Source organism: Pseudoxanthomonas sp. SGNA-20 (assembly GCF_003931635.1).
GTDB lineage: Bacteria > Pseudomonadota > Gammaproteobacteria > Xanthomonadales > Xanthomonadaceae > Pseudoxanthomonas.
In genome coordinates, this window is sequence record NZ_RRYK01000013.1 from 1 (window position 1) to 25484 (window position 25484).

A 25484-nucleotide genomic window follows, 5' to 3' on the forward strand; every position below is an offset into this window, starting at 1 on the left:
TCGTAAAGCGCCTGCGGGGCCGCGGAGGTCGCAGGGCGAGCAGGGACGGATGCGTGGGCCTGGCGGCCGTGGCGGCCCGGTCATCCGCCTTCGCCATCTGCGTTTGAGGCAAGGCGCGCGGCCCACGGCAGCGGCGCGCAGGTCATCGATCGGCTTGCAGGACAGGCACCGGACGGTGCCGCACTGCACCGGATGAGACCCGGGCCGGCGATCCCGACCCTGGCGATGTCGTCGCTGGCCGGGAAGGCCTCGACCGTGGCCCGGGTTGCGATTCGGGAGCTGTGATTCGTGGAGGGCGCGCCTGCGCCCCGGCTTCCCGGGCGGATGCCTGGCCCGGATAAGCGAAGCGTAGCGGGGGGCGTGCATGGGCGGCCCCTGTCCCGGATGCCGCCTGCCGCCTTGTCCGGGCTATGCACTGCGGCGGTGATTGGGGGCGGTGCCCATGCGCCCCGGCCCCAATCCCGAATCCCGAAAAAAAGGCCGGCCGCCTGCGCGACCGGCCTTTGTCCTGTACGCGCGAGCGGATCAGCGCGAGGCCATCGGCGGGCGGGCCTGCATCATGCGGTCGCGGGTGGCCTTGAACGGGTTGCCCTCGTACCAGTTGGGCCAGCGGTCCCCGGCGGCCAGTTCGCGGCCCACGCCGTACAGCGCCTCCAGGTCCTCGACCACGCCGTCCAGGTTCCAGGACGGATCGAACTCGTCCGAGGGCTGGTGGTAGTTGCGCGCATAGGCCTCGGCCGCCTTCTTGCCCGCGGCCTTGCCACCCTCGCGCAGGTCGCCGCCACCCTTGGCGTACAGCGCCGGGACGCCGGCCTTGGCGAAGTTGAAGTGGTCGGAGCGGAAATAGAAGCCGCCCTGGACCGCGGCCTCGCCTTCCAGGCGGCGGCCCTGCATCGCCGCGATCGGCTTGAGGATGTCCTCCAGCTCCGAGCTGCCGATGCCGGTGACCACGAAGTCGCGCGAGCGCCCGGCCACGGACATCGCGTCCAGGTTGATCACGCCGGCGATCTTCTCCAGCGGGAAGGTCGGATGGGCGACGTAGTACTTGGAGCCCAGCAGGCCGGATTCCTCCAGGGTCACCGCCAGGAACACCACCGAGCGCTCCGGGCGCGGCTCCTGCTGGGCGAAGGCCTCGGCGATCTCGAGGATGCCGGCCACGCCGGTGGCGTTGTCCACCGCGCCGTTGTAGATGGTGTCGCCCTCGCCCTCGTGCTTGCCGAGGTGGTCCCAGTGGGCCATGTACAGCACCGCCTCGTCGGCGCGGCTGGCACCCGGCAGCACGCCGACCACGTTGCGCGAGGTCTTGCGGGTGGTGCTGCTGTTGAGATCCACCGACAGGCGCGCCTTCAGCGGCACCGGCTTGAAGCCGGGTCGGCTGGCGGCGCGGTATGCTTCGTCCAGGTCCAGGCCGGCGCTGGCGAACAACTGGCGGGCGACGTCGGCGGTGATCCAGCCCTGCACCGGCAGGCGCGGATCCGGATCGTCGCTGGAGGGCAGGTCGTACTGCGGGCCGGACCAGGAATTCTTCACCACGTCCCAGCCGTAGCTGGCGCCGGCGGTGTCGTGCACGATCAGGGCGGCGGCCGCGCCCTTGCGCGCGGCTTCCTCGAACTTGTAGGTCCAGCGGCCGTAGTAGGTCATCTTGCGGCCGTCGAACAGCTTCTCGTCGTTGACGTGGAAGCCCGGGTCGTTGACGAACATCACCACGGTCTTGCCGGTCCAGTCCTGGCCGGCGTAGTCGTTCCAGTCGCGCTCCGGCGCGTCCACGCCGTAGCCGACGAACACCATCTCGCTGTCGCGCACCGAGACCTGCGGCTCCCCGGTGCGGGTGCCGACCACCATGTCGGTGCCGAAGGCCAGGTCCATCGCGCCCCCGGAGGTCGTGATCGCCAGGCGGGTGGACGGATCGGCCGTGGTTTCCACCATCGGCACTTCCTGGAAGAAGCTGTCGCCGTTGCCCGGCTGCAGCCCGATGCGCTGCATCTGCGCGCGGATGTACTCGACCGTGCGCTCCTCGCCGGCCGAGCCCGGGCCGCGGCCCTCGAACTCGTCGGAGGCCAGGGTGCGGACCAGCTCGGCGAAGTCGGCGCCGGTAATCGCCGGCTCGAACGCGTGGTCCGAGGCGGGCGCGGGAACGGGAGCGACGGCGTCGGGCTTGGCGGCCGCGTCGTCGTCCTGCCTGCCGCAACCGGCCAGCAGGAGCGCGCCAACGGCGACGCCGATCAGGGGCTTGCGGAACATCGGAACTCCTCGCGGACAGCGGAAGCCCGATTCTAGGGCAAGCGTGCCGGGGTTGCCGGCACGCCGCGCGCGCTCAGTCCTCCGGCGCGGTGTCGGTGTCGAACACCACCGGGTCGGCGCCGGTGACCGGACCGGTGCGGGCACTGCGGTGCACGTACAGGCGCACCTCGCGCTCGAACTTCAGCGGGCCCTGGACCACCGCGCGCGGGCCGATCACCACCCGCGGCTTGCGCTTGGGCGCGGACTGGAACCAGCCGCTGCTGCGCTTGATGCTGAGGCTGCCGGACACCACCGAGCCGATGCCGACGGTGACGTCGCCGTTGACCGTCTCGATGTCGCCGCGCAGCTGGGTCTCGACCAGCCCGATGGCGCCGTTGACGGTCTCGATGTCGCCGGCCACGGTGCTGCCGCGGTCGACGAACACGCTGCCGTTGACGGTCTCGATGCCGCCGGAGGCCTGCACGTTGCGGCCGACGCGGATCGCGCCGTTGACCGTGTCCAGGCTGCCGACGCGGGCGTTGGCGCCGACCTTGATGCTGCCGTTGACGGTGCTGGCGTCGCCGGTCTGGGCGCCGTCGCCGATGCTGATGCTGCCGTTGACGGTGTCCAGCTCACCGTAGACGGTGCCGGCGGCGACCTCGATGCTGCCGTTGACCTTGCTGATGTCCTCGGCCGCCCAGGCCGCGGGCATGGCCAGCAGCAGGCAGAGGGCGATGGCGGGGAAGCGGGACTGGGCCATGGCGGGCCTCCTTTCACGTCTGTACGCGCCATGGGACCACGCTTGGCTACAATCCGCACCTGTCTGAAGTCACTGGATCTTCCAGGCGTGCCCCATCCGCGCGAGCGTCGCCAAGCCCCCGGGCCAGGACCCCAACGCAGCCGCGGCGCATGGCGCTGCCTGCCCATGGCCGCGGCGCTGGCGCTGGCCTGCGCCGGCCTGCTGCAGGCGCAGGAGCGGCGCGACCCGGGCACGGCCGAGCGCGAACTGCGCAAGGTGCGCGCCGAACTGCAGGAAATCGCGCGCGAGCGGCGCCGGCTGGAAGACCAGCGTGGAGACGCCGCCACCCGCCTGCGCCGGGCCGAGGAACAGCTGGGCCGCACCGCGCGCGAACTGGCCGAGACCGAGGCCGCGCTGCAGCGCGAAACCGAGGCCCTGGCCGACCTGGAGCGGCGCCGCGACCAGCTGCGGGCCGGGCAGGAGCAGGGCCGCCGGCGCCTGGCCGAACTGCTGCGCGCGTCCTATGCGCTGGGCGGGCAGGCGCCGCTGAAGCTGCTGCTGTCGCAGGATCGCGCCGCCGATGCGCAGCGGGCGCTGGCCTACCACCGCTATGCCCAGCGCGAGCACGCGCGCCAGGTGCAGGCGCTGTCGGCCTCGCTGGCGGAACTGGCCACGGTGGAGGAAGGCATCGCCCAGCGCCGTGCCGAGCTGGAGGCGCTGCGCGCCAGCCAGCAGGAAACCCTGGCCGCGCTGCGCCGCGACCGCGGCCAGCGCGCTGCGCTGCTGGCCGAGCTGGACAGCCGCTACCAGGACCGCCAGGCGCGCGAGAAAGCCCTGGGCCAGGATGCCAAGGCGCTGGAGCAGCTGCTGAAGAACCTGCGCGCGGCCGCGGCGCGGGCGGCGGCGGAAAAGCGCGCCGCCGAGCAGCGTGCGCGCGAGCAGGCACGGCAGTCGGCGCAGCGCGGCGAGGCGGCCAAGCCGCGCGGCCCGGTCGCGGCCGCCGCGCCGCCGCCCAAGGTGGGCGGCCTGGGCTGGCCGGCCAGCGGCGACCTGCTGGCGCGCTTCGGCGGCAAGCTGCCGGACGGACGCACCAGCAACGGCGTGCTGATCGGCGCCGCCGCCGGCGCGCCGGTGACCGCGGTGGCCGACGGCACCGTGGTGTTCTCCGAGTGGATGACCGGCTACGGCCTGATCCTGATCATCGACCACGGCAATGGCTACATGAGCCTGTACGCGCACAACGACACCCTGCTGCGCGACGTGGGCGCGCGCGTGCGCAAGGGCGAGCAGGTGGCGCGGGTCGGCAGTTCCGGCGGCCATGGCCGGCCGGCGCTGTACTTCGAACTGCGCCGCGACGGCAAGCCGGTGGACCCGTCGGCCTGGCTGCAGCGCCGCTGAGGGTTCAAGCGGCATTTACAGCGCGCTGCAGCATAATCGGGCTGCGCGCACCGTCCGCGCGCGTGGAGTCGTCGATGCGTCCAGCCCCCGCCGTCCTGTCCCTGTTGCTGCTGCTTGCCGCCTCGCCCGCCGTCCCGGCCCAGGAGGCGGCCGAGCCGGCGCCGCCGACGCAACCGCAGGACGCGCCCGCGCCCGCGGATCCGGCGCAGGCCGCCGACGCCCCGGTGCCGGCGGCCGACGATCCGGACGCGGCCGACCCCAGCGGCTCGAGGATCCCGCTGGCGGAGATCCAGCGCTATGTCGCGGTGTACCGCGCGATCAAGGAGGCCTACGTCGACCCGGTCGACGACCGCTTCCTGATGCAGTCGGCGATCGAGGGCCTGCTGATGGACCTGGACCCGCACAGCGCCTACCTGGACAAGGCCGAGTCCGATTCCTTCGACGAGCAGACCACCGGCGCCTACGAGGGCATCGGCGTGGAGCTGCAGCAGCAGCAGGACCGCACGCTGAAGGTGGTGGCGCCGATCGACGGCACCCCCGCCGCGCGCGCGGGCGTGCTGGCCGGCGACGTGATCGTGGCCATCGACGGCAAGCCGATCGCCCAGGTCGAGGGCAGCGAACCGCTGCGCGGCCCAGCCGGCAGCAAGGTCACCATCACCATCCTGCGCGAGGGCCGCGAGCGGCCGTTCGACATCGAGATCCAGCGCGAGACCATCCGCGTCACCAGCGTGCGCAGCCGCATGCTGGAGCCCGGCTACGGCTACGTGCGCCTGAGCACCTTCCAGGCCGATACCGGCGCCGATTTCCGCAAGCACCTGGACGAACTGCAGGCCAAGGCCGGCGGCAGGCTGCGCGGCCTGGTGCTGGACCTGCGCAGCAATCCCGGCGGCCTGCTGACCGCGGCGGTGCAGGTGGCCGACGAGCTGCTCGACAGCGGCGCCATCGTCAGCACCCGCGGCCGGGTGCCGGCCAGCGACACCCGCTTCGACGCCACCGCCGGCGACCGCCTCGGCGGCGCGCCGGTGGTGGTGCTGGTGGACGCCGGTTCGGCCAGCGCCGCCGAGGTCCTGGCCGGCGCGCTGCGCGACAACGGCCGCGCCCGCGTGGTCGGCAGCCGCACCTTCGGCAAGGGCTCGGTGCAGACCCTGCTGCCGCTGGGCAACGGCGATTCGGTCAAGCTGACCACCGCACGCTACTACACCCCCAGCGGGCGCTCGATCCAGGCCAGCGGCATCGTCCCGGACGTGGAACTGCAGCCGGACCCGAAGCTCACCGGCAGCGACGCGCCGGCGACCGTGGCCGGCACCGTCAGCGAGGCGGCGCTGCCGGGCCACCTGCGCGGCGACGAGGAAGAGGACGAGGGCTACCGCGCCGGCTCGCCGCTGCCCGGCGACGCGCCGATTGCCGCGGCACTGGCGGAACTGAAGAGGCTGGCGGCCACCGCGGCCGTGCCGGGCCCGCGGCGCGACTGAGCGCCGCCGGCCGCGCGTGGCTTCAGCGGTTGGGCTTGGCCGGCAGCGGGAACGGGGTCACCACCTTCTCGCCGGTGGCCGCGTCGCGGATCGCCGACTGGCCCTTCCGCTCCACTTCCTCGACCCGGACGATGCTCTGCATCGGCAGGTGCAGGACCTTGGTGTTGCCGAACTCGTCGCGCAGGCGCTCCTCGGTCGGGTCCACGACCAGGCCCTCGTGCACGTCGAACACCAGCTCGCCCACCTCGGTGAAGCCCCACAGGGCGCTGCTGCCCACGTGGCGGGCATAGAGCTCGTAGACCTTTCCGTGGTTGAGGAAGGTGATCTTGTAGAGCGGCTTGGCCATTGGACTGGATCGATCGTCGAGGGTGGTCCGGGACGGGCTGCAGGATGGGGACGGCCGCGGCGTTTCCAAGGCCCGCCGCTCAATAGCCCTTCTGCCGGCGCATGCGCCGGGCGATGCCGGCGCGCACCACCAGGGCGAACAGCACCCCGAACAGGAAGCCGGCCACGTGCGCGGCCCAGGCCACCGCGCCGAAGGCCGGGCCGATGTAGGCGAACACCACCTGCAGCGCGGCCCAGATGCCGATCAGCAGGAACGCCGGGGCGCGCACGAATTCCAGGAACAGGCCCAGTGGCAGCACCACGCCCAGGCGCGCGCCGGGGAACAGCGCCAGGTAGGCGCCGATCACCGCCGAGACCGCGCCGCTGGCGCCGATCACCGCGCGGTGCGGATCGTCGATCACCACCACCGCGGCCAGGTTGGCGATCGCGCCGCCAGCCAGGAACAGCGCCAGGAAGCGCCAAGGCCCCATCGCGCGCTCGGCCGGCAGGCCGAAGATCAGCAGGAACACCAGGTTGCCCAGCAGGTGGGCCCAGTCCGCGTGCAGGAACAGCGCGGTGAACAGGCGCAATACGCTGCCGTCCTGCAGCGCCGCGATCCATGCGCCCCAGGATGGATCGCCGCTGCCCAGGCCCCGCCCCAGCGCGCCCCAGGCCAGCCACAGGCTGCGCCGCGCCTCGTCCGGACGCCCCAGCATCCACAGGAACGCCAGCCACAGCGCAGCGAACAACAGCGGCGCCGCCCAGCGCGGCGGAGGTTTGCGGCGGGAGGGGAGCGAAACGAACATGCGCGCAACTATCGCCCATCAGCGGCCAGCGTGTCCGCTGCAGTGCGGCATGTTTTGCGGCAGTGCAGCGTTATTTTCGGGTTAAAGGCGTGCTTATATTCCAGTACGGCGTCGTATGTCGGGAGGGGGTATCCGACGATGGCGGGCCCGGGAGGGGCTTCGCCACCGGCGCTGGCGACAACAACAGACCAACGTCTTTCCGGAGAAAGCGCAACATGCATTACGCCCACAGCTACACCCGCCTTTCCGTGCTGGCCCTCGGCATCGCCGGCGCGCTGGCCTGCGGCCACGCCCACGCCGCTGCGTTCCAGCTGAAGGAGAACAGCGCCAAGGGCCTGGGTCGCGCCTTCGCCGGCTCGACCAGCGCCTGGGGCGACGCTTCGGTGGTCGCCACCAACCCGGCCTCGATGCGCCTGATCGGCGGCCGCCAGTTCCAGGCCGACCTGGCCGCGATCAGCTTCTCGGCCGACTTCCAGAAGGAAGAGGCCCGCCACGCCGGCGCCGGCGGCATCGGCACCGGCGGCAACGTGTCCGGCGGCAACGGCGGCGACGCCGGCATGATCGCCCCGGTCCCGGCGGCCTATTTCCACGTGCCGTTCGGCGAGAACGAGAACATGCACTTCGGCATCTCGCTGCAGGTGCCGTTCGGCTTCAAGACCGAGTACGACTCCGACTGGGTCGGCCGCTACCACGGCATCAAGACCGACCTGAAGGCGATCGACCTGGGCGCCTCGTTCTCGTACGACGTCAACCCGTACGTGTCCTTCGGCGCCAGCGTGTTCGTCGAGCACCTGACCATCGAGCTGAGCAGCGCGATCGACTTCGGCACCGCGATCAGCGTCCAGGCCCAGCAGCAGGCCGCCGCGCTGGCCCTGGCCAACGGCGCCACCCCGGCCCAGGCCGCCGCCGCCGCGCAGGACATCGCGCTGCAGCTGGGTGGCCAGGGCGTGGCCCCGGGCCTGGCCGACGGCCGCATGACCATCTCCGGCGACAACAACGCCATCGGCTACGTGCTGGGCACCACGCTCAGCCCGAGCGAGAACACCAACATCGCCTTCAGCTACCGCTCCAAGGTCAAGCACAAGATCACCGGCGGCGATGCCGAGTTCCTGCGTCCGTCCAACCCGGTCGCCAACGGCCTGCTGCCGACCGACCAGTACGTCAACACCTCCGGCCGCGCCACCGTGACCCTGCCGGCCTCGGCCAGCGTCAGCATCACCCACAAGGCCAACGAGCAGTGGACGGTGATGGCCGACATCAGCCGCACCGCCTGGGCCCCGGCGTTCGACCGCGTGACCGTGGACTTCGCCTCGGCGCAGGAGGACGCGCAGCTGGAGTTCGGCTACGACGACACCACCTTCGTGTCCCTGGGCGCCGAGTACCGCCTGTCCCCGACCGTCACCCTGCGTGGCGGCGTGGCCTACGACGAGACCCCGACCACCGACGCCCACCGCGACGTGCGCGTGCCGGACGTGACCCGCAAGTGGCTGTCGTTCGGCATCGGCTGGACCCCGTCGGAGAAGGTGGAATACAACTTCGGCTACACCCACCTGTTCACCACCGACCCGTCGATCAGCCTGGTCTCGCCGACCGGCAGCACCCTCAAGGGCAAGTACGACGTCGGCGGCGACATCCTGGCCGCCTCGATCAACTACAAGTTCTGATCCAGGCACCACGGCGCAACAAGAAGCCCCCGCATCCGCGGGGGCTTTTCTTTTGTGCCGATGCCGCGGCGGCTCAGTAGGGCAGGCCGGCCACGTCCAGCTCGAGCGACCACACCGCGCCGGCGCCGGTGATGTACAGGGTGCGGCGCTGCGGGCCGCCGAAGGCGGCATTGGTGACGTTGGCGTCGACCTTGATCGTGGCCAGGTCCTCGCCCGCCGGCGACAGCACGCGCACGCGCCGGCGCTCGTGCTCGGTCAGGTAGATGTTGCCCAGGCAGTCGATCGCCAGGCCGTCGGGCACGTGGGTGCGGGCCAGGTCGCGGCCCGGCCCCGGCTGCCCGGCCGCGTCCAGCGGGTAGGCGCGCAGCACGCCCTGCTCCCCGCCGCCGGCCACGTACAGGGTGCGGCCGTCCGGCGCCAGGGCGATGCCGTTGGGGTTGGCGATGCTGTCGTCCACCACCGACACCCGGCCGTCGCTGCCCACCCGGTACACGCGGGTCTTCGGCTGCCCGCCGGGCGCGGCCGCGCGCTGGAAGTCCGGGTCGGTGAACCAGATCGTGCCGTCGCTGCCGATCACCAGGTCGTTGGGCGAGTTGAACGGCTGGCCCTCGAACTCGCCGACGATGCGCATGCGCGAGCCGTCGGCCGGGTCGTAGCGCGACAGTTCCTTGCGGTCGTGGGTGGCGGCCACGAGCGCGCCGTCGCTGCCCAGGGCCAGGCCATTGCTGCCGCTGTCCTCGATGACGGTCTGCATGCTGCCATCGGCGCCCAGGCGGCGGATGCGCGAGGGGAAGCCCTCGCTGAAGCGGAAGTCGGAGAAATACAGCGCCTCGCCGTTCCAGACCGGGCCTTCGTACAGGCCGTTGGCGCCATCGCCGTTGGCGGCAGGAATGCGCTGCGCCACCAGTTCGCCGGAGGGCGCGGTGCCGGGCTCGCCGCTGCAGTACGGGTTGTGCGTGGCGGCGGTGGCCGGCGCATCCGCATCGGCATCCACGGCCGGGGCCTGCGCATCCGCGGCGGTGGACGGGGCCGGATCGGCGGGCGTGGCCTCCTCGCCGCGTTGGCAGGCGCCCAGCAGCAGCGCCAGCACGGCGGCGGAAAGGATGGTACGGGTCGGCTGGATCATGGCGGCTCCGGGGTGGACGTCCGCTGCATCCTAGCCGGCCGCGGGCGGGCCCGGGATCGGCGGCGTATGGAGGCGCTCAGCCGAGCAGGCCGCGCAGGCGCGCCTTCAGCCGGCGGCCCTCGCGGTGGAAGTACTCGCGTTCGGCGCGCCAGGCGGGGAAGCGCCGTTCCACCTCGCGCCAGAACGCGGGCGAGTGGTTGGCCTGGATGAGGTGGCACAGCTCATGGACCAGCACGTACTCGAACGCCGAGGGACGCCCCAGTACCAGCGCCAGGTCCAGAGCCATGCTGCCGTCCGGGGCCAGCGAGCCCCACAGCGAGGACAGGACCTTCAGCCGGATCGCGCGCGGCGCGCGCGGCAGCCCGGGCAGGTAGGCCGGCAGCCAGCGGCCGATGTCGGCGCGCGCCTCGGCCTCGTAGAACGCGCGCAGGGCGCGGGCCAGCGACGCCGCCGACGGCGCACGCGGCGGCAGCTGCACGTGGACGCCATCCTCGCGGCGTTCGATGCGCAAGTAGCGGCCCTCGCCCCACAGCAGCGGCACGTCCTGCCCGCGCAGCGGCAGGGTGGTGCTGGTCCACGGTTGCAGCGGCGCGCAGCCCTCCGCCGGCTGGTGCCGCTCCAGCTGCGACTGCAGCCAGTGCCGGTGCTCGTGCAGGAAGCGCTCGCCGGACACCAGGCTGGCGCGCAGCGGCAGGGTCAGGCGCGGGCCGCGTTCGTCGATGCTCAGCTTCAGCCGGCGCGCGCGCGGATCGCGCACGCGCTGCACGGTGATGCTGCGGCCGTCCTCCAGCGCCAGCTCGACCGTGTCGCGTTCCACGCGTTGCGGGACGCGGGCGACCAGATGGCGGGACAGGGCAGGCATGGGCCGATTCTACGCCGGTGGCCGCGGTTGCCCGCGGCCGCCGGGCAGCCGCTCAGGCCTCGGCCTTGGAGATCTTCAGCGCCGATTCCAGTACCAGGAACAGGCGCCGCGCCTCGCCGGCCATCAGCGCGAAGCGCGCGTCCAGCTCGGCGCGCAGGTCGTCGCGCTCGGTGCTTTCCAGCTGGTCGACCGCGCCTTCCAGGAACTTCAGCTTGCGCACGATCAGGTCCTCGCCGAGCACGAAGGACAGGTGGTCGTCGAGGTTGAGCGCCAGCTTGGTCACCTGCTTGCCGGCCTCCAGGTGCTTGGCGATCTCGTCGCTGATCAGCTCCTGGTTCTGCGCCTTGACCACCGCGCCGCCGTCCATCGCGTCCTTCAGCTCGCATTCCTCGCCCAGGCTGAGCCCTTCCGGCAGCGGCTCGCCGGCGATCCAGCCGGTGAGCACGCTGCGCGGGGCCACTTCCGCATTGGGCGGGATCGCCGGGAAGCTGCCCAGGGCGCGGCGGATCTCCGAGGCCACCGTCTCGGCGGTCTTGCGCGAGGAGCTGTCCACGGCGAGGAAGCCGTGCTCCAGGTCCAGCAGGGCGTCGGTGCGCGAGGACTTCACGAAGGCGCGCGGCAGCAGCTCGTGCAGGAGGTCGTCCTTGAGCCGCTTGCGCGCCTTGCCGCCGAGCTTGCGGCCCTCCTTCTCCTCGATCTCGGCCACCTTCTGCGCCAGCAGGTCGTTGACCACCGAGCCGGGCAGGATCTTGTTCTCGCTGCCCACCGCCAGCCAGATCGCGTTGCCCACGCGGTGCGACAGCGCCTCCTCGCCGCGGCCGAAGGGCGGGATGAAGCCGGTGGAGTTCAGTTCCAGCGGACCGACCGGGCGCAGCGCGGCTTCCGGCAGCAGTTCGTCGAGCTGGGAGAAATCGTGGGACGTGGGGAAGCGGAAGAAGGTCAGGTTGCGGAAGAACATGCGGTTGCTCGGTGCGTGACGGCGGCGCGGGCGCGCGCCGTGCAGGAGATCAGGAGGCGGTCGCAAGCACTGCGACCGCGAGGTCAGGTTGCCGCGGACGGCGGCTCGGCTGCGGCCTCGCCGTGCGGCTCGCCGGCCAGCCAGGCGTGGGCGTCGGCGCGGGCCGCGCCCTCGCGGTGGCCCAGGGAGGCGAAGTCGAACAGCTTCGGGTCGGCCAGCTGCGAGGGACGGATGTCGGCCATGGCGCGGGCGATCTGCTCGATCCGGCCCGGGTGCTCCTTCTCCCACTGTTTGAGCATCAGCCCGACCTGGCGGCGCTGCAGGTTCTCCTGGCTGCCGCACAGGTTGCAGGGAATGATCGGGAACTGGCGCGCGGCCGCGTACTGCACGATGTCCTCCTCGCGCACGTAGGCCAGCGGCCGGATCACCACGTGGCGGCCGTCGTCGGACAGCAGCTTGGGTGGCATGCCCGAGATCTTGGCGTGGTGGAACAGGTTCATGAAGAACGTGGCCACCATGTCGTCGCGGTGGTGGCCCAGCGCGATCTTGGTGAAGCCGTGCTCGGCCGCGTAGGAGTACAGCGCGCCGCGGCGCAGGCGCGAGCACAGCGAGCACATGGTCTTGCCCTCGGGCACCACGCGCGTGACCACCGAGTAGGTGTCCTGCTCGATGATGTGGAACGGCACGCCGATCGAGCGCAGGTATTCGGGCAGCACGTGCTCGGGGAAGCCCGGCTGCTTCTGGTCCAGGTTCACCGCCACCAGCTCGAACCGCACCGGCGCCTTCTTCTGCAGCTGCAGCAGGATGTCCAGCAGGGTGTAACTGTCCTTGCCGCCGGACAGGCAGACCATCACCTTGTCGCCGTCCTCGATCATGGCGTAGTCGGCGATCGCCTGGCCGACCTGGCGGCGCAGGCGCTTGGCCAGCTTGGCCTGTTCGCGCTGGGCCGCGCGCGGGTCGGTGCGGCGCGGGGCCGGTTCGGGCAGGGGCAGGACGGCGTTCATAGGACCGCCATTCTACCTTCGGGCGCCCGCCTGCCCGCGCTATGCTTGGGCGGTGGACACGACCAGCCCGTCCGAACTGGCCCTGAAACTGGCGGAACTGCGCCAGCAGCACCGCGCGCTGGACGAACGCATCGCGCAGCTGGCGGCCAACGCCGGCGACGAGCTGGAGGCCAAGCGGCTGAAGAAGCGCAAGCTGCAGCTGAAGGACTGCATCGCCCGGCTGGAAAGCATGCTGATCCCGGACGAGCCGGCCTGAGAGCGCGGCGGCGGGCTCAGGGCGCGGCCGCGAACGCGGCGCGGGTCGCCTCCAGGTGCTGCAGGCGCGGGTCGCCGGGCGCGTAGTAGCGGGCGAGGCTGTCGCGGCAGGCGGCGGCGCCTTCCACGGCCAGGGCCGCGTCGCCGCGGCGCCGCGCCCATTCGCTGCGCAGGCAGCGCGTCTCGCCGCGCAGCGGGTGCGGGTCGGGCAGTTCCTGCGCCAGTTCCTCCTCGAACAGGTCCAGCAGTTCGCCGGCGCGCTCCAGTTCGTCCAGGGCCAGGGCCACCCGGCTCCAGCGCAGCGTGCGCCAGGCACTGCTGCGCGCGCGTGCCTGCGCCGGGTCGTTGCGGCGCGGCACCGCGGCCAGCGCGGCGCGTGCCTGTTCGGTGCGCCCGGCCATGGCGTCGGCCCAGGCCAGGCTGGCGGCGATCCGCTGCTGCTGCGCGTGCTCCGGCGGCAGCCGATCCTGCCAGGCCTGGCGGATCCGCTGCAGGATCGCGCTGGCCTCGTCCCACTGCCCGCGCAGCAGCCGGATCTCGGCGCGCCAGGCGTCCGGCATCTGGGTCTCGATCTGCTCCTCGCCCTGGGTGCGGGCGAACACCTCGTGCGCGCGCTGCAGCAGGGCGTCGGCGCGCTCGTACTCGCCGGTTTCCACCAGCACGCTGCCCAGCGAGTTGTAGGCCCAGCCCAGCCAGGAGCTGTCCTCGCCCATGGCCTTGGCCACCTGCAGCAGCTGCCCGAAGTGTTCGCGCGCGGCCACATAGTCGCCCAGTGCGCGCGCTGACAGGCCCAGCGCCCAGTGCAGCTCGCCGCGCAGGCGCGGGTCGGTGCCGAGGGTGTCCTGCTCCAGCAGCGGCTGCAGCAGCTGCCGGCTTTCCTGGTGCCGGCCCTGCTCGCTGCGCAGCTGGCCGAGCTTGAGCGTGGCCAGGTGGCGCGCGCCGGGGCCGGCGCGGCGCGCGTGCTCCAGCGCACTGGCGCAGGCTTCCTCGGCCTGGGCCAGGTGGCCGCCGATGCGGTGCACGTCGCACAGGGTGGTCTCGACCTGGACCAGGCCGGCGGGGTCGCCGGCGCCGCTGGCCAGGGCGTAGGTGCGCGCCTTCTCCAGGTGGGTGATGGCGCGGTCGTGGGCGTCCTGGGCGAAATAGATGTTGCCGAGCATGCCGTGCACCGCCGCCGCCGCCAGCGGGTCGCCGTGGAGGCGTGCGTCCACCCGCGCGGCGGCGCGGTCCACCGCGGCGCGGATGCCGCCGCCGGCGGCCCCGCTGCTGCGGCTGTCGTAGGGATCGGCCTGGCCGAGGATGTCGCCGGTCACGAAGGCGAGCATCGCCTCGCGTTGGGCGGTGGCGGTCTCGGCCTGCTGCCGGCGCTGTTCGGTCTTCAGGTACATCGCCCCGGTGGCCAGCAGGGCCACACCGAGGACTGCGGTCAGGCCGGCGCCAAGGCGGCGCCGGCGCAGTTCGCGGCGCCGGCGCCAGGCCTGCAGCCGCGCCTGCAGCGCCTGTTCCCGGGCCTGGCGGCGGGCCGCGCGGCGCGGCTCCAGCCCGCGCAGGCGGGCGGCCAGGCTGCGCGCGTCCAGGCTGCGCTGCTGCGGGTCGATCGCCGCGGCCAGGGCGATGTCCTCGCGCAGCAGCGGATCGGCGATGCGCGCCTCCCAGCCGGGCCCGAGCGCGCCGCGCAGGTCGCCGCCCAGCAGCTGGAACACCAGCACGCCCAGGGCGTAGACGTCCGAGCGCAGGGTCGCGTCGGCGGCGCGGTCAAGGCCAAGGCCGACATCCGCGCCTGGGACAACCTGCCGGACCGCATCTACGGCGGCTTCGTCGCCGGCGGTGCGCGGCCGTTGCCGCCGGTTAGCGAAGCCGAGGGCGACGGCGAGCAGTGGCCGATCGAGGCGCCGGTGATCGACCGCCGTGCAGGCGCCTGCCGGCTGGTGCTGTACCGCACGCGCGAGCCGGCGACCCTGCGCGCGCAGGCGGTGTCCAACCTGTCCGAACCGGAGCGCCGCAAGCTGCTCAAGCGCAACGAGCAGCGCGACCGCGCCTTCCGCAGCCAGATGGCCGCGCTGTTCGCCGCCGCGCCGGGCGAGGCGGCGGAACCACCGGGCCCGGGGGAATGACCATGCCAACAGCGGTATCCGTGATCACCGCTGCCCTGTTGTGGGCAGGCCTGGCGCTGCCGGCTGCGGCGCAGGAAGCCACGCAGGAGACCGCGCAGGAGGTTGCGCAGGACGAGTCCGGTGCCGATCCCGCGGTATGGGGACCCTACGCGCAATGGGTCGGCCGCACCTTCGAGCGCCAGGGCAGCAGCGAGTACGGCGCCCACCGGATCACCATCGCCTGGGAGGAGCCGGGCAAGGTCATGGTCGAGACCGGCTACCTCGTGGACGGGAAGCGTTGGTACACGTACACGGTGGTGGCCGGCAAGCAGCCAGCCACGCTCACCGTGGACCCGAAGCCTGGTCCCAAAGGGGCCTGGAACATCGTCGACGCGGAGAACCTGGAGTCGAACAAGCGGTTCGGCTACCAGACCACCCGCCGCGTCACCGGTGCGCAGACGTTCGAGGAGGCGACGCTCCGGAGCGGCGGAGTGGTGGACCAGCGGGTGTACCTGGACATCGCCTCGGCGCAGTACCAGGCAGTGCAGGAGGCCAAGGCCGTGGAGGAGGTGCGCAAGCGCGCCGAGGCGGTCGCCGCGCGGCGCGCGGCCGGCGTGCCGGCGGTGGAATCGGTGCCGGTGCCAGCCGAGCGGGTGTTGGCCTACCAGGAGCCGCTGCGCGGCGGTTCGGGCATGTTGCGGGTGACCCGCGGCAAGACCTGGGGCGACGGCATCTGCTACCTGGCCGTGTACATCAACGACCGCCTGGCCGCGCGCATGGTCGGCGGCGAGACGGCCACCTTCCGGGTCCCTGCCGGCGAGCTGCGCATCGGCGTCGGCGGCGACCCGGCCGGACGCGGCACCTGCTCCATGGGGCGCGGCGGCGTGGTCGAGCACCTCACCCCGCTGGGCAAGGGCGAGGCCCTGCACGTGTACTACCAGCTCGACAGCGGCCTGCACTTCAGCGAGGCGCTGCTGGACCCGGCCGCGCCCTGAGCGGCGCGCGGTCCCCCGGATCCCGGAGGAGGGGGTGGCGCCCCGCGAAGGACCGCGGGCGCCGCTTTTTCTGCCGCGGTCCGGCGCCGGCTTACTCGGCCGGCGCCGCTTCCGCTTCGGCTGGCCGCGCCGCTTCCGGGCTCACCCGCTCGATGGTGTGGCGCAGCTCGCGGCCCAGGATCAGCTTGGCGTCCTTGGCCCACACGTCCAGGCGCTCGTCGAACACCAGCTTGCTGTTCTGGTCCGGCCACACCAGCTTCATCTCGCGCAGCTTCTGGATGAAGCCGCGGAACAGGCTCTTGTCGAAGAATTCCGGCGCCGCCGGCGCGTAAAGCAGGCTCAGGCGCTGCGCCGCCAGCTGGCACAGGCTCTCCAGCTCGGCCGCGCCGAGCGTGCCGGGGCCGTTCTTCACCAGCACCGAGATGGCGATGTAGTAGCGCTCGAACGCCTGCTGCAGGGTGTGGCCGATCGCGCGCAGGCGGAACACCTCGTCGCTCTGGCCCGGGCTGCGCTGCAGCACGCCGCCGTCCTCGTCGTTGACCAGCTGCAGCAGGCCCTCGCGCACGAACACGTCGGCGATGCGGTCCACGCGCTCGGCGAAGCCGTCCTCGTCCCAGGGCAGGAACAGCTCGGCCTGCAGGAACGGGTACAGGGTGCGGCCCAGCCGCACCAGGGTGCGCCGGCTCATGCGCCGGTTGTGCTGGAAGCAGCAGGCGATCCAGGACGAGGCGGTGAACAGGTGGGCGACGTTGTTGCGGAAGTACGACAGCAGCACCGCGGTGTCGTCGTCCACGCTCAGCACGTCGCCCAGCGGGTGCGGGATGCGCCGCAGCACGCCGATCTCCTCGCCGTGGGCGATGATCTCCTCCGGCGTGTGCGGGGTGACCGTGGTGCGGTCCGAGTACGGCAGCTCCGCCAGCAGGGTCTTGGACAGGGCGATCTGCGCCAGCAGGTCGCGCTCGCCCATGGCGTGCTTGGGCGTGGACAGCAGCGCCAGGGCCAGCAGGTTGATCGGGTTGACGTCGGCGGCCTCGTTGATGCGCACCTGGATGCGCTGGGCGAGGGCGTCCACGGTCTCGGCCAGCCACGCCGGCTTCTCGTCCTCCGGCAGCGGGCGGCCGTCCCATTCCGGGGCGTGGCTGGACAGCACCTCGCCCAGCCGGATCGGCTCGCCGAAGTTCACCACCACCTGGCCGTAGTTGCTGCGCAGCACCTTGGGGATGCCCATCAGCAGCTGCCAGATCGATTCCTTCTCCTTGGGCTTGCCCGACAGCTCGTCCAGGTAGCTGTTGCCCTCCATCAGCTTCTCGTAGCCGATGTACACCGGCTGGAACAGCACCGGGCGGGTGGGCTGGCGCAGGTAGGCGCGCACGGTCATGGCGATCATGCCGCCCTTGGGCTGCAGCAGGCGGCCGGTGCGCGAGCGCCCGCCCTCGATGAAGTACTCCAGCGAGTAGCCGCCGGACACCAGCTGCGCCACGTATTCGGTGAACACCGCCGAGTACAGCGGGTTGCCGCGGAAGCTGCGGCGCATGAAGAACGCGCCGCCCTTGCGCAGGATGGTGCCGACCACCGGCAGGTTGAGGTTGATGCCGGCGGCGATGTGCGGCGGGACGATGCCGCGCTCGTACAGCAGGTACGACAGCAGCAGGTAGTCCATGTGGCTGCGGTGGCAGGGCACGTACACCACCTCGTGGCCCGGGGCGACCTCCTTCAGGCGGTCCAGGTGGTGCACCAGCACGCCGCGGTAGATCTTGTTCCACACCGGGGTGAGGATGACGCTGGCCGAGCGCACCACCGGGTGCGAGTAGTCGGCCGCGATCTCCCAGGCGTAGGCGTGCGCCTTCTTCCAGGCCTCGGCCACGGTGGTGCTGTCGCGCCGGGCCTGGTCGGCGATCGCCTCGCGCACGGTTTCGGCCGCCAGCACCTTGTCCACCAGCAGGCGCCGGGTGGACAGGTCCGGGCCGATCACCGCGGCGCGGATGCGGCGGAAGTGCGCGCGCAGCACGCGCTGCAGCTTGCGCACGGTGCGCTCCGGCGGCAGGCCCTCGGCCACGGTCTCGCGCAGCGACACCGGCTCGGCGAAGCGCACCAGGGTGTCGCGGCCATTGAGCAGCAGCGCCAGCAGGCGGCGGAAGCGGCCAACGATCGCCCAGTTCTCCGAGAACAGCACCGAGAACCAGCCGCTGTGCCGGTCCGGGGCGCGGCCGACGAAGATCGACACCGGCACCAGGCGCACGTCCAGTGCCGGGTCGTCGCGGTGCGCCTGGAGCAGGCGCGCCAGCGAGTCCGAATGGGTGCGCGCGGCCGGGCGCTGGTCCGGGATCAGCGGGGTGACGCTGCGCCGGGACAGGGCCACGTAGGCGCGGCGGCGGCCCAGCGGGTCGCCCGGCAGCGGCACCAGCGGCGAGGGCAGGCCGGCCTGGCGGCAGGCCTTGTCCAGGATCAGGGCGTTGGACAGGCCGTAGTCCTCCAGCACGTAGCACACCGGGCGCGGGTCGTCCTGCGGCTGCTGTGCCGGCTCCAGCTTCAGGTCCAGCCACGGGTCGACCACCCAACCGAGCAGGCGCGCCCACAGCGGCCGCCGCGCGGCCACGGGGCGGGGGGCGATCGGCTGGCGCGGCGGCTCGCCGGACGGCGTGGCGCCGCCGGAATCGGCGGGCGCGGGCGTGGCCGGGTCGTCGGTGGCAGGCCCCGGGAAGGGCAGGGGATTCTGTTCTGGCATTGGGCGATTATCGCCCACCCGGGTCCGCGGCCGCTTCCGGGGGCTCGGGCAAGGCCTCGGCCGGGGTGGCCGCGGCCAGCACCCGGGCGGCTTCCTCCAGGTAGCCGTCCAGGTACCAGTGGCCGCCAAGCCGGGTCAGGCGCAGGGTGGTGTCGATCTCGCGCCCGGCCAGCGGGTAGTGCAGGCGCACGGTGGCGTGGTCGCCCCGTTCCTCGACCAGGCCGGTGCGCAGGTCGGTGAGGCTGTGGTCCAGGTCCAGGCCGTAGTCGGCGGTGGTCGCCTTCACCGCGGCCAGGAACGGCCCCAGCCGGCGCAGGCTGTCCTCCATGCCGGCCTGGCGCAGGTCCTCCTCGCTGGCCAGCCCGGTCTGGCGCGCCGCCGCGGCCAGCCGCTCGATCGCCGCGTGGCCGAGCCGCGGATCGCCCAGCGGCGCCTGTCCGGCCCAGGCGCCCAGCGCCTCCACCGTCTGCACGTAATGGGCCCGTTCCTCGTCGCTGTAATGCGCCTGTTGGCGCAGGTACTGCACGCCGAACAGGGACAGCGAGCGGGCGGCGTCGCGCAGGGCGGTGTCCTGGCCGGCCAGCTGCCGGTCGAAGCGCCGGCGCAGGTCGGCTTCGGCGCCCGGCTCGGCCAGGGTCGCCAGCAGCGAGGGCAGTTGGTCGTCCAGCGGCAGCTCGGTCAGCGGCCAGCGGCTGCGGTCCTCGCGCCAGGCCGCGGCCAGGGCGGCATGGGTTTGCGGCGGCAGGGCGTCGCGCGCGAACGCCACCAGGTCGTTGCGCTGCAGGTGGCCGGCCAGCTGGCGCACGGCGCCGGCCGGTTCGCTGGCGGCGCCGGGCAGTTCCGCGGGCGCGCCCGGGTCCGGGCGGCAGGCGGCCAGCAACAGCAGCATGGCCGGCAGCAGCAGGCGCAGGCGCGCGCGCAGCGTGGATCGGGCGAGGCGCGATCGTTGCATGAGTCTGGTCCTGGGGCCCCGGGCGTCGAGTGTGGCCGCTGCCGGGGCGCGAGGGCAACGCCCGGATACAAAACGGGGAGGCCTGAGCCTCCCCAAATCCGGCAACGCCGGAGGACATCGTGTTGTGGCACGGCGCCGGCCAGCGGCCGGCTGCGGGGCACTCTAGCCCGCTCCTCCAGCTAATGCAATACGTTAGGTTTTCCTGGCTAACCGATTGATTTAGCTGAGCGCTTCGCGGATCTGCCGCTGGATCAATGCGGCCGCGGCCGCCGGATCGGGGGCGTTGCGGATCGGCCGCCCGACCACGATCGCGTCCGCGCCGGCGGCAAACGCCTCGGCCACGCCCACGCTGCGCTTCTGGTCGTCGCCGCCACCGCCGTCCGGGCGGATGCCGGGACAGACGATCGAGAACCCGCCGCCGGTGGCGGCGCGGATCGGGCCGGCCTCGCGCCCGGAGGCGATCACCCCGTCGATGCCGGCCGCCTGCGCCGCCAGCGCGCGCTGCACCACCACCTGCTCCGGCCCGGCGTCGATGCCCATGGCGCGCAGGTCGGCCCCGTCCATCGAGGTCAGCACGGTCACCGCCAGCAGGCGCATGTCGCCCTGGTTGGCCTCGGCGGCGGCCTGCATCATCGCCGGGTGCCAGCCGTGGATGGTGCAGTAGTCCACCTTCCAGCGGCCCAGGCCGCGGATCACCCCGGCCACCGTGGCCGGGATGTCGAAGAACTTCAGGTCCACGAACACGCGCTTGCCGCGCTGGCCCAGCAGGTCCAGCACCTGGAAGTACTCGCCGGAGGCCAGCAGTTCCATGCCGATCTTGTAGAAGCGCACGTTGTCGCCGAGGCGGTCGATCCAGGCCTCGGCCTCGGCGCGGCCGGGCACGTCCAGGGCGAAGATCAGGCGCTCCTCCGGCGCCAGCGGCAGCGGGGCGCGGCTCACGGCGCGGTCTCCAGCGCGGCGCGCTTGGCGGCGCGTCGCGCGTCGCGCGGCTGCTTCCAGTTGTTGTCGAACAGCGCCGGCTCCCAGCCGCCGTAGGTCGGGTTGGGCAGGATCCACCAGCGGCTGCCGAACCAGTCGCGGTGGCGTTCCAGCAGGGCCTGGCGGCCGGCGGGGCTGTTGTCCTCGATCTTGAGGAAGTCGCCCAGCTGGTCGCCGAACTGCATCAGCACCCGGTACTTGCGGCTGGCCAGGCGGCGGCGGCAGTCCTTCTCGCTGCCGTGCTGCTCGCAGCCCGGGACCACCGTGCCCAGGCCCAGGAACACGTCCTCGCCCTCCACCGGCAGGCCCTCGGCGCGCAGGTTGTCCAGGGTGGCCTGGGTCAGGTGCACGGCGCGGTTGGAGATGTAGACCAGGGTGACGCCGCGGGCGTTGGCGGCGCGGGCGAACTCGACCACGCCCGGCACGGCACGCGCCTTGCGCTCCTCGACCCAGGCGTCCCAGGAGGGGTCGCTGTACTCGCCGCCGTCGCGCACCAGGCGCGCCTGGTAGGGCGAGTTGTCGAGCACGGTCTCGTCGATGTCCAGCACCACCGCCGGCTTCAGGCCGGGGCCGCTGCCCTCGCGCTCGCCATCCACCAGCGCGTCCCAGGCCGGGTCGGCCAGGGCCTGGTCCAGGGTCGCGGCGGCGGCGCGGTAGGTCTGCTCGGCGATGGCGCGGTACTCGGCCGAGCGCTGCACCCACAGCACGGCATTGAGGTTGTCGTCGGCGGCCACGGTGGCCGGGGCGGCGGCGGGCGGGGCATCGGGCCGCACCGGTTGGCAGGCGGCGAGCGCCAGCACGAGCACGGCGGCGCAGGACAGGACAGGACGCATGGGGCGGTCTCGCAACGGCAAACGCGCATTCTAGCGGCTCGCCGGCCGCGCTCAGGCCGCCGGCAGGCGCAGCAGCAGGTCGGTCGGGCCCACGTCCACGCCCAGCTGATGGAACAGGGTCGTGGCCTGGCCGCGGTGGTGCGCCTGGTGGTTGAAGAAGTGCAGCAGCAGGTGCGACAGCCGGCGCCGGTGCGCCTGGCCGGCCATGTTGCGGTATTCCAGGATGCGTTCCGGATCGCCGGGCTGCAGGGTTCGGATCCACGCGGAGATCGCCTGGTCCAGCAGCTGGCGGCGAACCCACCAGGCGTCCAGGTCCGCGCACGCGGCTTCGTCGAGGCGGCGCGGCGGCGGCAGGGCGGCGACCGCCCGCAGTGGCTGCCAGTGCCCAGGGTCGTTGGCGGCGAAGCGTTGCAGCCAGATCGTGTCGGCCACCACCAGGTGGTTCAGCGTGCCCAGGATCGAGCCGAAGAACGCGCCGCGCGGCTCGACCAGCGCATCCGCGCCGAGCTGGCCGGCGGCGGCGTGCAGGGACGTGTTCATCCACTGGTTGTAATCGGCCAGCAGGGCGAAGTGGTCGCGCACGTCAGGAGCAGCCAGCGACAGGGGATCCGAAGCTTCGCATGGCGCGCCGGCTCCGGGGTCGAGCCTGAACAGGCAGGGGGGCAGGTTCCCGCCGCTGTGGAGGGTGAACGGCGGCGCGGTGCGTGCGCACCCGCAGCATGCGCGCGTGGGCCGATCATGGTAGAAAGCGCAAAATGATACCGCTAACTTGGCGCCCGGACGGGGCGTAGGACCCGCCCGGGCCAGGTCGTGGCCGAAGCATTTGTTGCGGTGCAACAACCTTTGACTGGCGGGACCTTGGCGAAGTTTCCGCGCAACGGAGCGCTCCATGAGCAAAGCCCCTGCAAGCTGTCCAACCCCGCGGCCGCAACGCCGCGCGTCCGCGCACGGGGTGCGCGCATGAGCCTGTACGTCGGCCTGGATGTAGGCACCCAGAGCGTCAAGCTGGTCGCCTACGACCCGGAAGCGCGCCAGGTCTCGGCCACCATCGGCCATGCCCTGGAGCTGGCCGCCGGCGACGACGGCAGCCGCGAGCAGCGCGCCGAGTGGTGGATCGAGGCGATCCGCAGCTGCTTCGCGCGGCTGGATCCGGCCCTGCGCGAGCGCGTGGTCGCCATCGGCGTGTCCGGCCAGCAGCACGGCTTCGTGCCGCTGGACCGCGACGGCAACGTGCTGGCCCCGGCCAAGCTGTGGTGCGACACCAGCACCGCGGCCGAGTGTGACCTGATCATGGACGCGGTCGGCGGCGCGCAGCGCAGCATCGAGCTGGCCGGCAACCCGATCCTGGTCGGCTACACCGCCTCCAAGCTGCCGTGGACCCGCAAGCACCGCTCGCAGGCCTACGCGCAGCTGGCCGGGATCATGCTTCCGCACGACTACGTCAACTTCTGGCTCACCGGCGAGCGCTGGATGGAGTGCGGCGACGCCTCCGGCACCGGCTGGCTGGACGTGCGCAACCGCCGCTGGTCGGAGGAGATGCTGCGCGCCACCGACCCGGACCGCGACCTGGCCGCGCTGCTGCCGCCGCTGGTCGAGGCCGACGCCACCTTCCCGATCGCCGCGCACATCGCCGACGCCCTGGGCCTGCCGCGCAACGTGCGCGTCTCGGCCGGCGGCGGCGACAACATGATGGCCGCCATCGGCACCGGCAACGTGACCCCGGGCGTGCTGAGCATGAGCCTGGGCACCTCGGGCACGCTGTTCGCCTACTCCGACCGCGCCATGGTCGACGAGGCCGGCCGCTGGGCCGCGTTCTGCGATTCCACCGGCGGCTGGCTGCCGCTGATCTGCACCATGAACTGCACCGTGGCCACCGAGGCGGTGGGCAAGCTGTGCAGCTTCTCGACCAAGGAAGGCGACGCCCTGCTGTCCGGCACCCGCCCCGGCGCCGATGGCCTGCTGATGCTGCCGTTCCTCAACGGCGAGCGCACCCCGAACCTGCCCAACGGCCGCGGCAGCCTGTTCGGCATGACCGCCACCAACTTCACCGTGGCCAACCTCTATCGCGCGGCGATGGAAGGCGCGGTGTACAGCCTCAAGAACGGCTACGACGCCTTCGTCGACGCCGGCATGCGCTTCGAGGCCATCCGCCTGACCGGCGGCGGCAGCCACAGTGCGGTGTGGCGGCAGATGGTCGCCGACGTGTTCGGCCTGCCGGTGGACGTGCCCGAGCAGGCCGAGGGCGCCGCGTTCGGCGCGGCCCTGCAGGCCCTGTGGGCCACCGGCCGCGCCCAGGGCGGCGGTTCGGACCTGGCCGCGCTGGCGGCCGCGCACGTGCGCCTGGAGCCGCGCCTGTCCGCGCACCCGCACGCCGAGGCCACCGCCGCCTACGCGGCGCAGTACGCCCGCTTCCTTTCCCACCTCGACGCGATCCGGCCGCTGTACGCCTGAGCGCATCCCCGCTGTACGAACTCCCAAACGGAAACCACAAGATGAGCAAGCCCTTCATCGGCGCCACCGAGTACTTCCCCGGCATCGGCGCGATCCCCTACGAAGGTCCGGAATCGGACAACCCGCTGGCGTTCAAGGTCTACGATGCCAACAAGGTGATCGGCGGCAAGACCATGCGCGACCACCTGCGCTTCGCGGTCTGCTACTGGCACACCTTCTGCAACGCCGGCGCCGACCCGTTCGGCCCGGGCACCCGCCGCTTCCCGTGGGAGAAGGGCGACGCGATGGCCACCGCCGAGGCCAAGGTCGACGCCGCGTTCGAGTTCTTCACCAAGCTGGGCGTGCCGTACTGGTGCTTCCACGACGTCGACCTGGCGCCGGACGCCGACGACATCGCCACCTACGAGAAGAACCTCAAGCACCTGGTCGGCCTGGCCAAGGCGCGCCAGGACGCCACCGGCGTGAAGCTGCTGTGGGGCACCGCCAACCTGTTCTCGCACCCGCGCTACATGAACGGCGCCTCCACCAACCCGGACTTCGCCGTCGTCGCGCGCGCCGCGGTGCAGGTGAAGAACGTGCTGGACGCGGTGGTCGAGCTGGGCGGCGAGCACTACGTGTTCTGGGGCGGCCGCGAGGGCTACGCCACCCTGCACAACACCAACATGAAGCGCGAGCTGGAGCACTTCGCCCGCTTCCTGGCCGCCGCGCGCGACTACGGCCGCAGCATCGGCTTCAAGGGCAAGTTCTTCATCGAGCCCAAGCCGATGGAGCCGATGAAGCACCAGTACGACTTCGACAGCGCCACCGTCGCCGGCTTCCTCAAGGAGCACGGCCTGCAGAACGACTTCATGCTCAACATCGAGGCCAACCACGCCACGCTGTCGGGCCACACCTTCGAGCACGACCTGCAGGTGGCCTCCGACCACGGCCTGCTGGGCAGCATCGACGCCAACCGCGGCAACGCGCAGAACGGCTGGGACACCGACCAGTTCCCGACCGACCTGTACGACACCGTCGGCGCCATGATGGTGGTGCTGCGCCAGGGCGGGCTGGTCGGCGGCCTGAACTTCGACGCCAAGCCGCGCCGCGAGTCCACCGACATGGAGGACCTGTTCATCGCCCACATCGGCGGCATGGACGCGTTCGCCAAGGGCCTGGAAGTGGCCCATGCGCTGCTCAACGACTCGCCGTGGGAGCAGTGGCGCAAGGAGCGCTACGCCAGCTTCGACGCCGGCGACGGCAAGGCCTTCGAGGAAGGCAAGCTGGGCCTGGCCGACCTGGCCGCGCTGTCGGCCAAGATCGGCGAGCCGAAGCAGACCAGCGGCAAGCAGGAGCGCTACGAGAACCTGCTGAACCAGTACCTGCTGCGGCGCTGACGCAGCCAGTGCCGGGGCGCGCCGCGCGCCCCGGCGACCGCGCCGCGCCCGCCAGCCGCCTTGCCGGCGGGCGCGCGGATTCTCGAGGGAGGGGCCCCCGATGGCGGTAGTGGAAACCACGCAGTCCGGCGCGAGCGAGTTCGAGGCCGCCGGCGGCGAAAACACGCGTTTCATCATCCTGATCAGCCTGGTGGCCACCATCGGTGGCTTCCTGTTCGGCTACGACAGCGGCGTGATCAACGGCACGGTCGAC

The 25484-nt window shown here is 72.4% G+C and carries 22 protein-coding genes and 1 pseudogene; 9 read left to right on the forward strand and 14 right to left on the reverse strand.

The window, feature by feature from the left end:
• Positions 1 to 525: 525 nt before the first annotated feature.
• On the reverse strand, positions 526 to 2241 hold the full coding sequence (locus EIM48_RS14760; protein ID WP_019397051.1) for a M28 family metallopeptidase: 1716 nt from the start codon (positions 2239 to 2241) through the stop codon (positions 526 to 528).
• 73 nt (positions 2242 to 2314) lie between these two features.
• Positions 2315 to 2932, reverse strand: a complete 618-nt coding sequence (locus tag EIM48_RS14765) for a hypothetical protein (protein ID WP_164544209.1) — start codon at positions 2930 to 2932, stop codon at positions 2315 to 2317.
• A 213-nt stretch (positions 2933 to 3145) separates the two neighbouring features.
• Here EIM48_RS14765 and EIM48_RS14770 point away from each other — a divergent pair, with 213 nt between their 5' ends.
• On the forward strand, positions 3146 to 4357 hold the full coding sequence (locus tag EIM48_RS14770; RefSeq protein ID WP_125112004.1) for a peptidoglycan DD-metalloendopeptidase family protein: 1212 nt from the start codon (positions 3146 to 3148) through the stop codon (positions 4355 to 4357).
• Positions 4358 to 4431: 74 nt separating this feature from the next.
• Positions 4432 to 5829, forward strand: a complete 1398-nt coding sequence (locus EIM48_RS14775; protein WP_125112005.1) for a S41 family peptidase — start codon at positions 4432 to 4434, stop codon at positions 5827 to 5829.
• A gap of 22 nt (positions 5830 to 5851) precedes the next feature.
• Here the strand turns inward: EIM48_RS14775 and EIM48_RS14780 are convergent, their stop codons facing one another.
• Positions 5852 to 6175, reverse strand: a complete 324-nt coding sequence (locus EIM48_RS14780) for a DUF1820 family protein (RefSeq protein ID WP_019397047.1) — start codon at positions 6173 to 6175, stop codon at positions 5852 to 5854.
• 79 nt (positions 6176 to 6254) lie between these two features.
• Entirely contained in the window at positions 6255 to 6959 is a 705-nt protein-coding gene (locus EIM48_RS14785; RefSeq protein ID WP_019397046.1) for a rhomboid family intramembrane serine protease, read from the reverse strand.
• A 215-nt stretch (positions 6960 to 7174) separates the two neighbouring features.
• Here EIM48_RS14785 and EIM48_RS14790 point away from each other — a divergent pair, with 215 nt between their 5' ends.
• The gene (locus EIM48_RS14790) at positions 7175 to 8623 is read left to right on the forward strand and encodes an outer membrane protein transport protein (RefSeq protein ID WP_125077405.1); all 1449 of its coding nucleotides are present in this window, start codon (positions 7175 to 7177) and stop codon (positions 8621 to 8623) included.
• Positions 8624 to 8696: 73 nt separating this feature from the next.
• Here the strand turns inward: EIM48_RS14790 and EIM48_RS14795 are convergent, their stop codons facing one another.
• The 4 genes from EIM48_RS14795 to ttcA form a co-directional block, all read right to left on the reverse strand.
• Positions 8697 to 9749, reverse strand: coding sequence for an SMP-30/gluconolactonase/LRE family protein (locus tag EIM48_RS14795; protein WP_028915772.1), 1053 nt, complete (start codon positions 9747 to 9749; stop codon positions 8697 to 8699).
• 76 nt (positions 9750 to 9825) lie between these two features.
• Positions 9826 to 10611, reverse strand: a complete 786-nt coding sequence (locus EIM48_RS14800) for a SprT family zinc-dependent metalloprotease (protein WP_028915773.1) — start codon at positions 10609 to 10611, stop codon at positions 9826 to 9828.
• Between the two features lie 52 nt (positions 10612 to 10663).
• A complete protein-coding gene (locus EIM48_RS14805) occupies positions 10664 to 11569 on the reverse strand; it encodes a recombination-associated protein RdgC (RefSeq protein WP_019397042.1) in 906 nt (301 codons plus the stop codon).
• An 83-nt stretch (positions 11570 to 11652) separates the two neighbouring features.
• Complete coding sequence (gene ttcA, locus EIM48_RS14810) at positions 11653 to 12573, reverse strand: tRNA 2-thiocytidine(32) synthetase TtcA (protein WP_028915774.1); 921 nt, start codon at positions 12571 to 12573, stop codon at positions 11653 to 11655.
• A 52-nt stretch (positions 12574 to 12625) separates the two neighbouring features.
• On the opposite strand from ttcA, the gene EIM48_RS14815 reads away from it, so the two are divergent.
• On the forward strand, positions 12626 to 12829 hold the full coding sequence (locus tag EIM48_RS14815; RefSeq protein WP_019397040.1) for a YdcH family protein: 204 nt from the start codon (positions 12626 to 12628) through the stop codon (positions 12827 to 12829).
• A gap of 16 nt (positions 12830 to 12845) precedes the next feature.
• Here EIM48_RS14815 and EIM48_RS14820 read toward each other — a convergent pair whose 3' ends face one another.
• The gene (locus tag EIM48_RS14820; protein ID WP_125112006.1) at positions 12846 to 14537 is read right to left on the reverse strand and encodes a tetratricopeptide repeat protein; all 1692 of its coding nucleotides are present in this window, start codon (positions 14535 to 14537) and stop codon (positions 12846 to 12848) included.
• A gap of 129 nt (positions 14538 to 14666) precedes the next feature.
• Here EIM48_RS14820 and EIM48_RS14825 point away from each other — a divergent pair, with 129 nt between their 5' ends.
• Complete coding sequence (locus EIM48_RS14825) at positions 14667 to 14942, forward strand: hypothetical protein (RefSeq protein WP_125112007.1); 276 nt, start codon at positions 14667 to 14669, stop codon at positions 14940 to 14942.
• Between the two features lie 20 nt (positions 14943 to 14962).
• Positions 14963 to 15916, forward strand: a complete 954-nt coding sequence (locus EIM48_RS14830; protein WP_125112008.1) for a hypothetical protein — start codon at positions 14963 to 14965, stop codon at positions 15914 to 15916.
• Positions 15917 to 16007: 91 nt separating this feature from the next.
• Here EIM48_RS14830 and plsB read toward each other — a convergent pair whose 3' ends face one another.
• The 5 genes from plsB to EIM48_RS14855 form a co-directional block, all read right to left on the reverse strand.
• Positions 16008 to 18641 (reverse strand): glycerol-3-phosphate 1-O-acyltransferase PlsB, encoded by a 2634-nt coding sequence (gene plsB, locus EIM48_RS14835; RefSeq protein WP_019397528.1) that lies wholly within the window; start codon positions 18639 to 18641, stop codon positions 16008 to 16010.
• 7 nt (positions 18642 to 18648) lie between these two features.
• Entirely contained in the window at positions 18649 to 19593 is a 945-nt protein-coding gene (locus EIM48_RS14840) for a hypothetical protein (RefSeq protein WP_019397527.1), read from the reverse strand.
• Between the two features lie 219 nt (positions 19594 to 19812).
• Positions 19813 to 20532 carry an orotidine-5'-phosphate decarboxylase gene (gene pyrF / locus EIM48_RS14845; RefSeq protein WP_125077410.1) on the reverse strand — a complete coding sequence of 240 codons (720 nt, stop codon included), beginning with the start codon at positions 20530 to 20532 and terminating at the stop codon, positions 19813 to 19815.
• Positions 20529 to 21404, reverse strand: coding sequence for a 5'-nucleotidase, lipoprotein e(P4) family (locus EIM48_RS14850; RefSeq protein WP_125112009.1), 876 nt, complete (start codon positions 21402 to 21404; stop codon positions 20529 to 20531). The genes pyrF and EIM48_RS14850 overlap by 4 nt, the downstream gene beginning before the upstream one ends.
• Before the next feature lie 51 nt (positions 21405 to 21455).
• Positions 21456 to 21986, reverse strand: coding sequence for a DinB family protein (locus EIM48_RS14855; protein ID WP_125112010.1), 531 nt, complete (start codon positions 21984 to 21986; stop codon positions 21456 to 21458).
• Positions 21987 to 22364: 378 nt separating this feature from the next.
• Between EIM48_RS14855 and xylB the strand changes: the two genes are divergently transcribed.
• The 3 genes and pseudogenes from xylB to EIM48_RS14870 form a co-directional block, all read left to right on the forward strand.
• Entirely contained in the window at positions 22365 to 23855 is a 1491-nt protein-coding gene (gene xylB, locus EIM48_RS14860; RefSeq protein ID WP_125112011.1) for a xylulokinase, read from the forward strand.
• Between the two features lie 41 nt (positions 23856 to 23896).
• The gene (xylA, locus tag EIM48_RS14865; RefSeq protein WP_028915782.1) at positions 23897 to 25231 is read left to right on the forward strand and encodes a xylose isomerase; all 1335 of its coding nucleotides are present in this window, start codon (positions 23897 to 23899) and stop codon (positions 25229 to 25231) included.
• 100 nt (positions 25232 to 25331) lie between these two features.
• Positions 25332 to 25484, forward strand: a pseudogene (locus tag EIM48_RS14870) (MFS transporter); the annotation flags it as partial.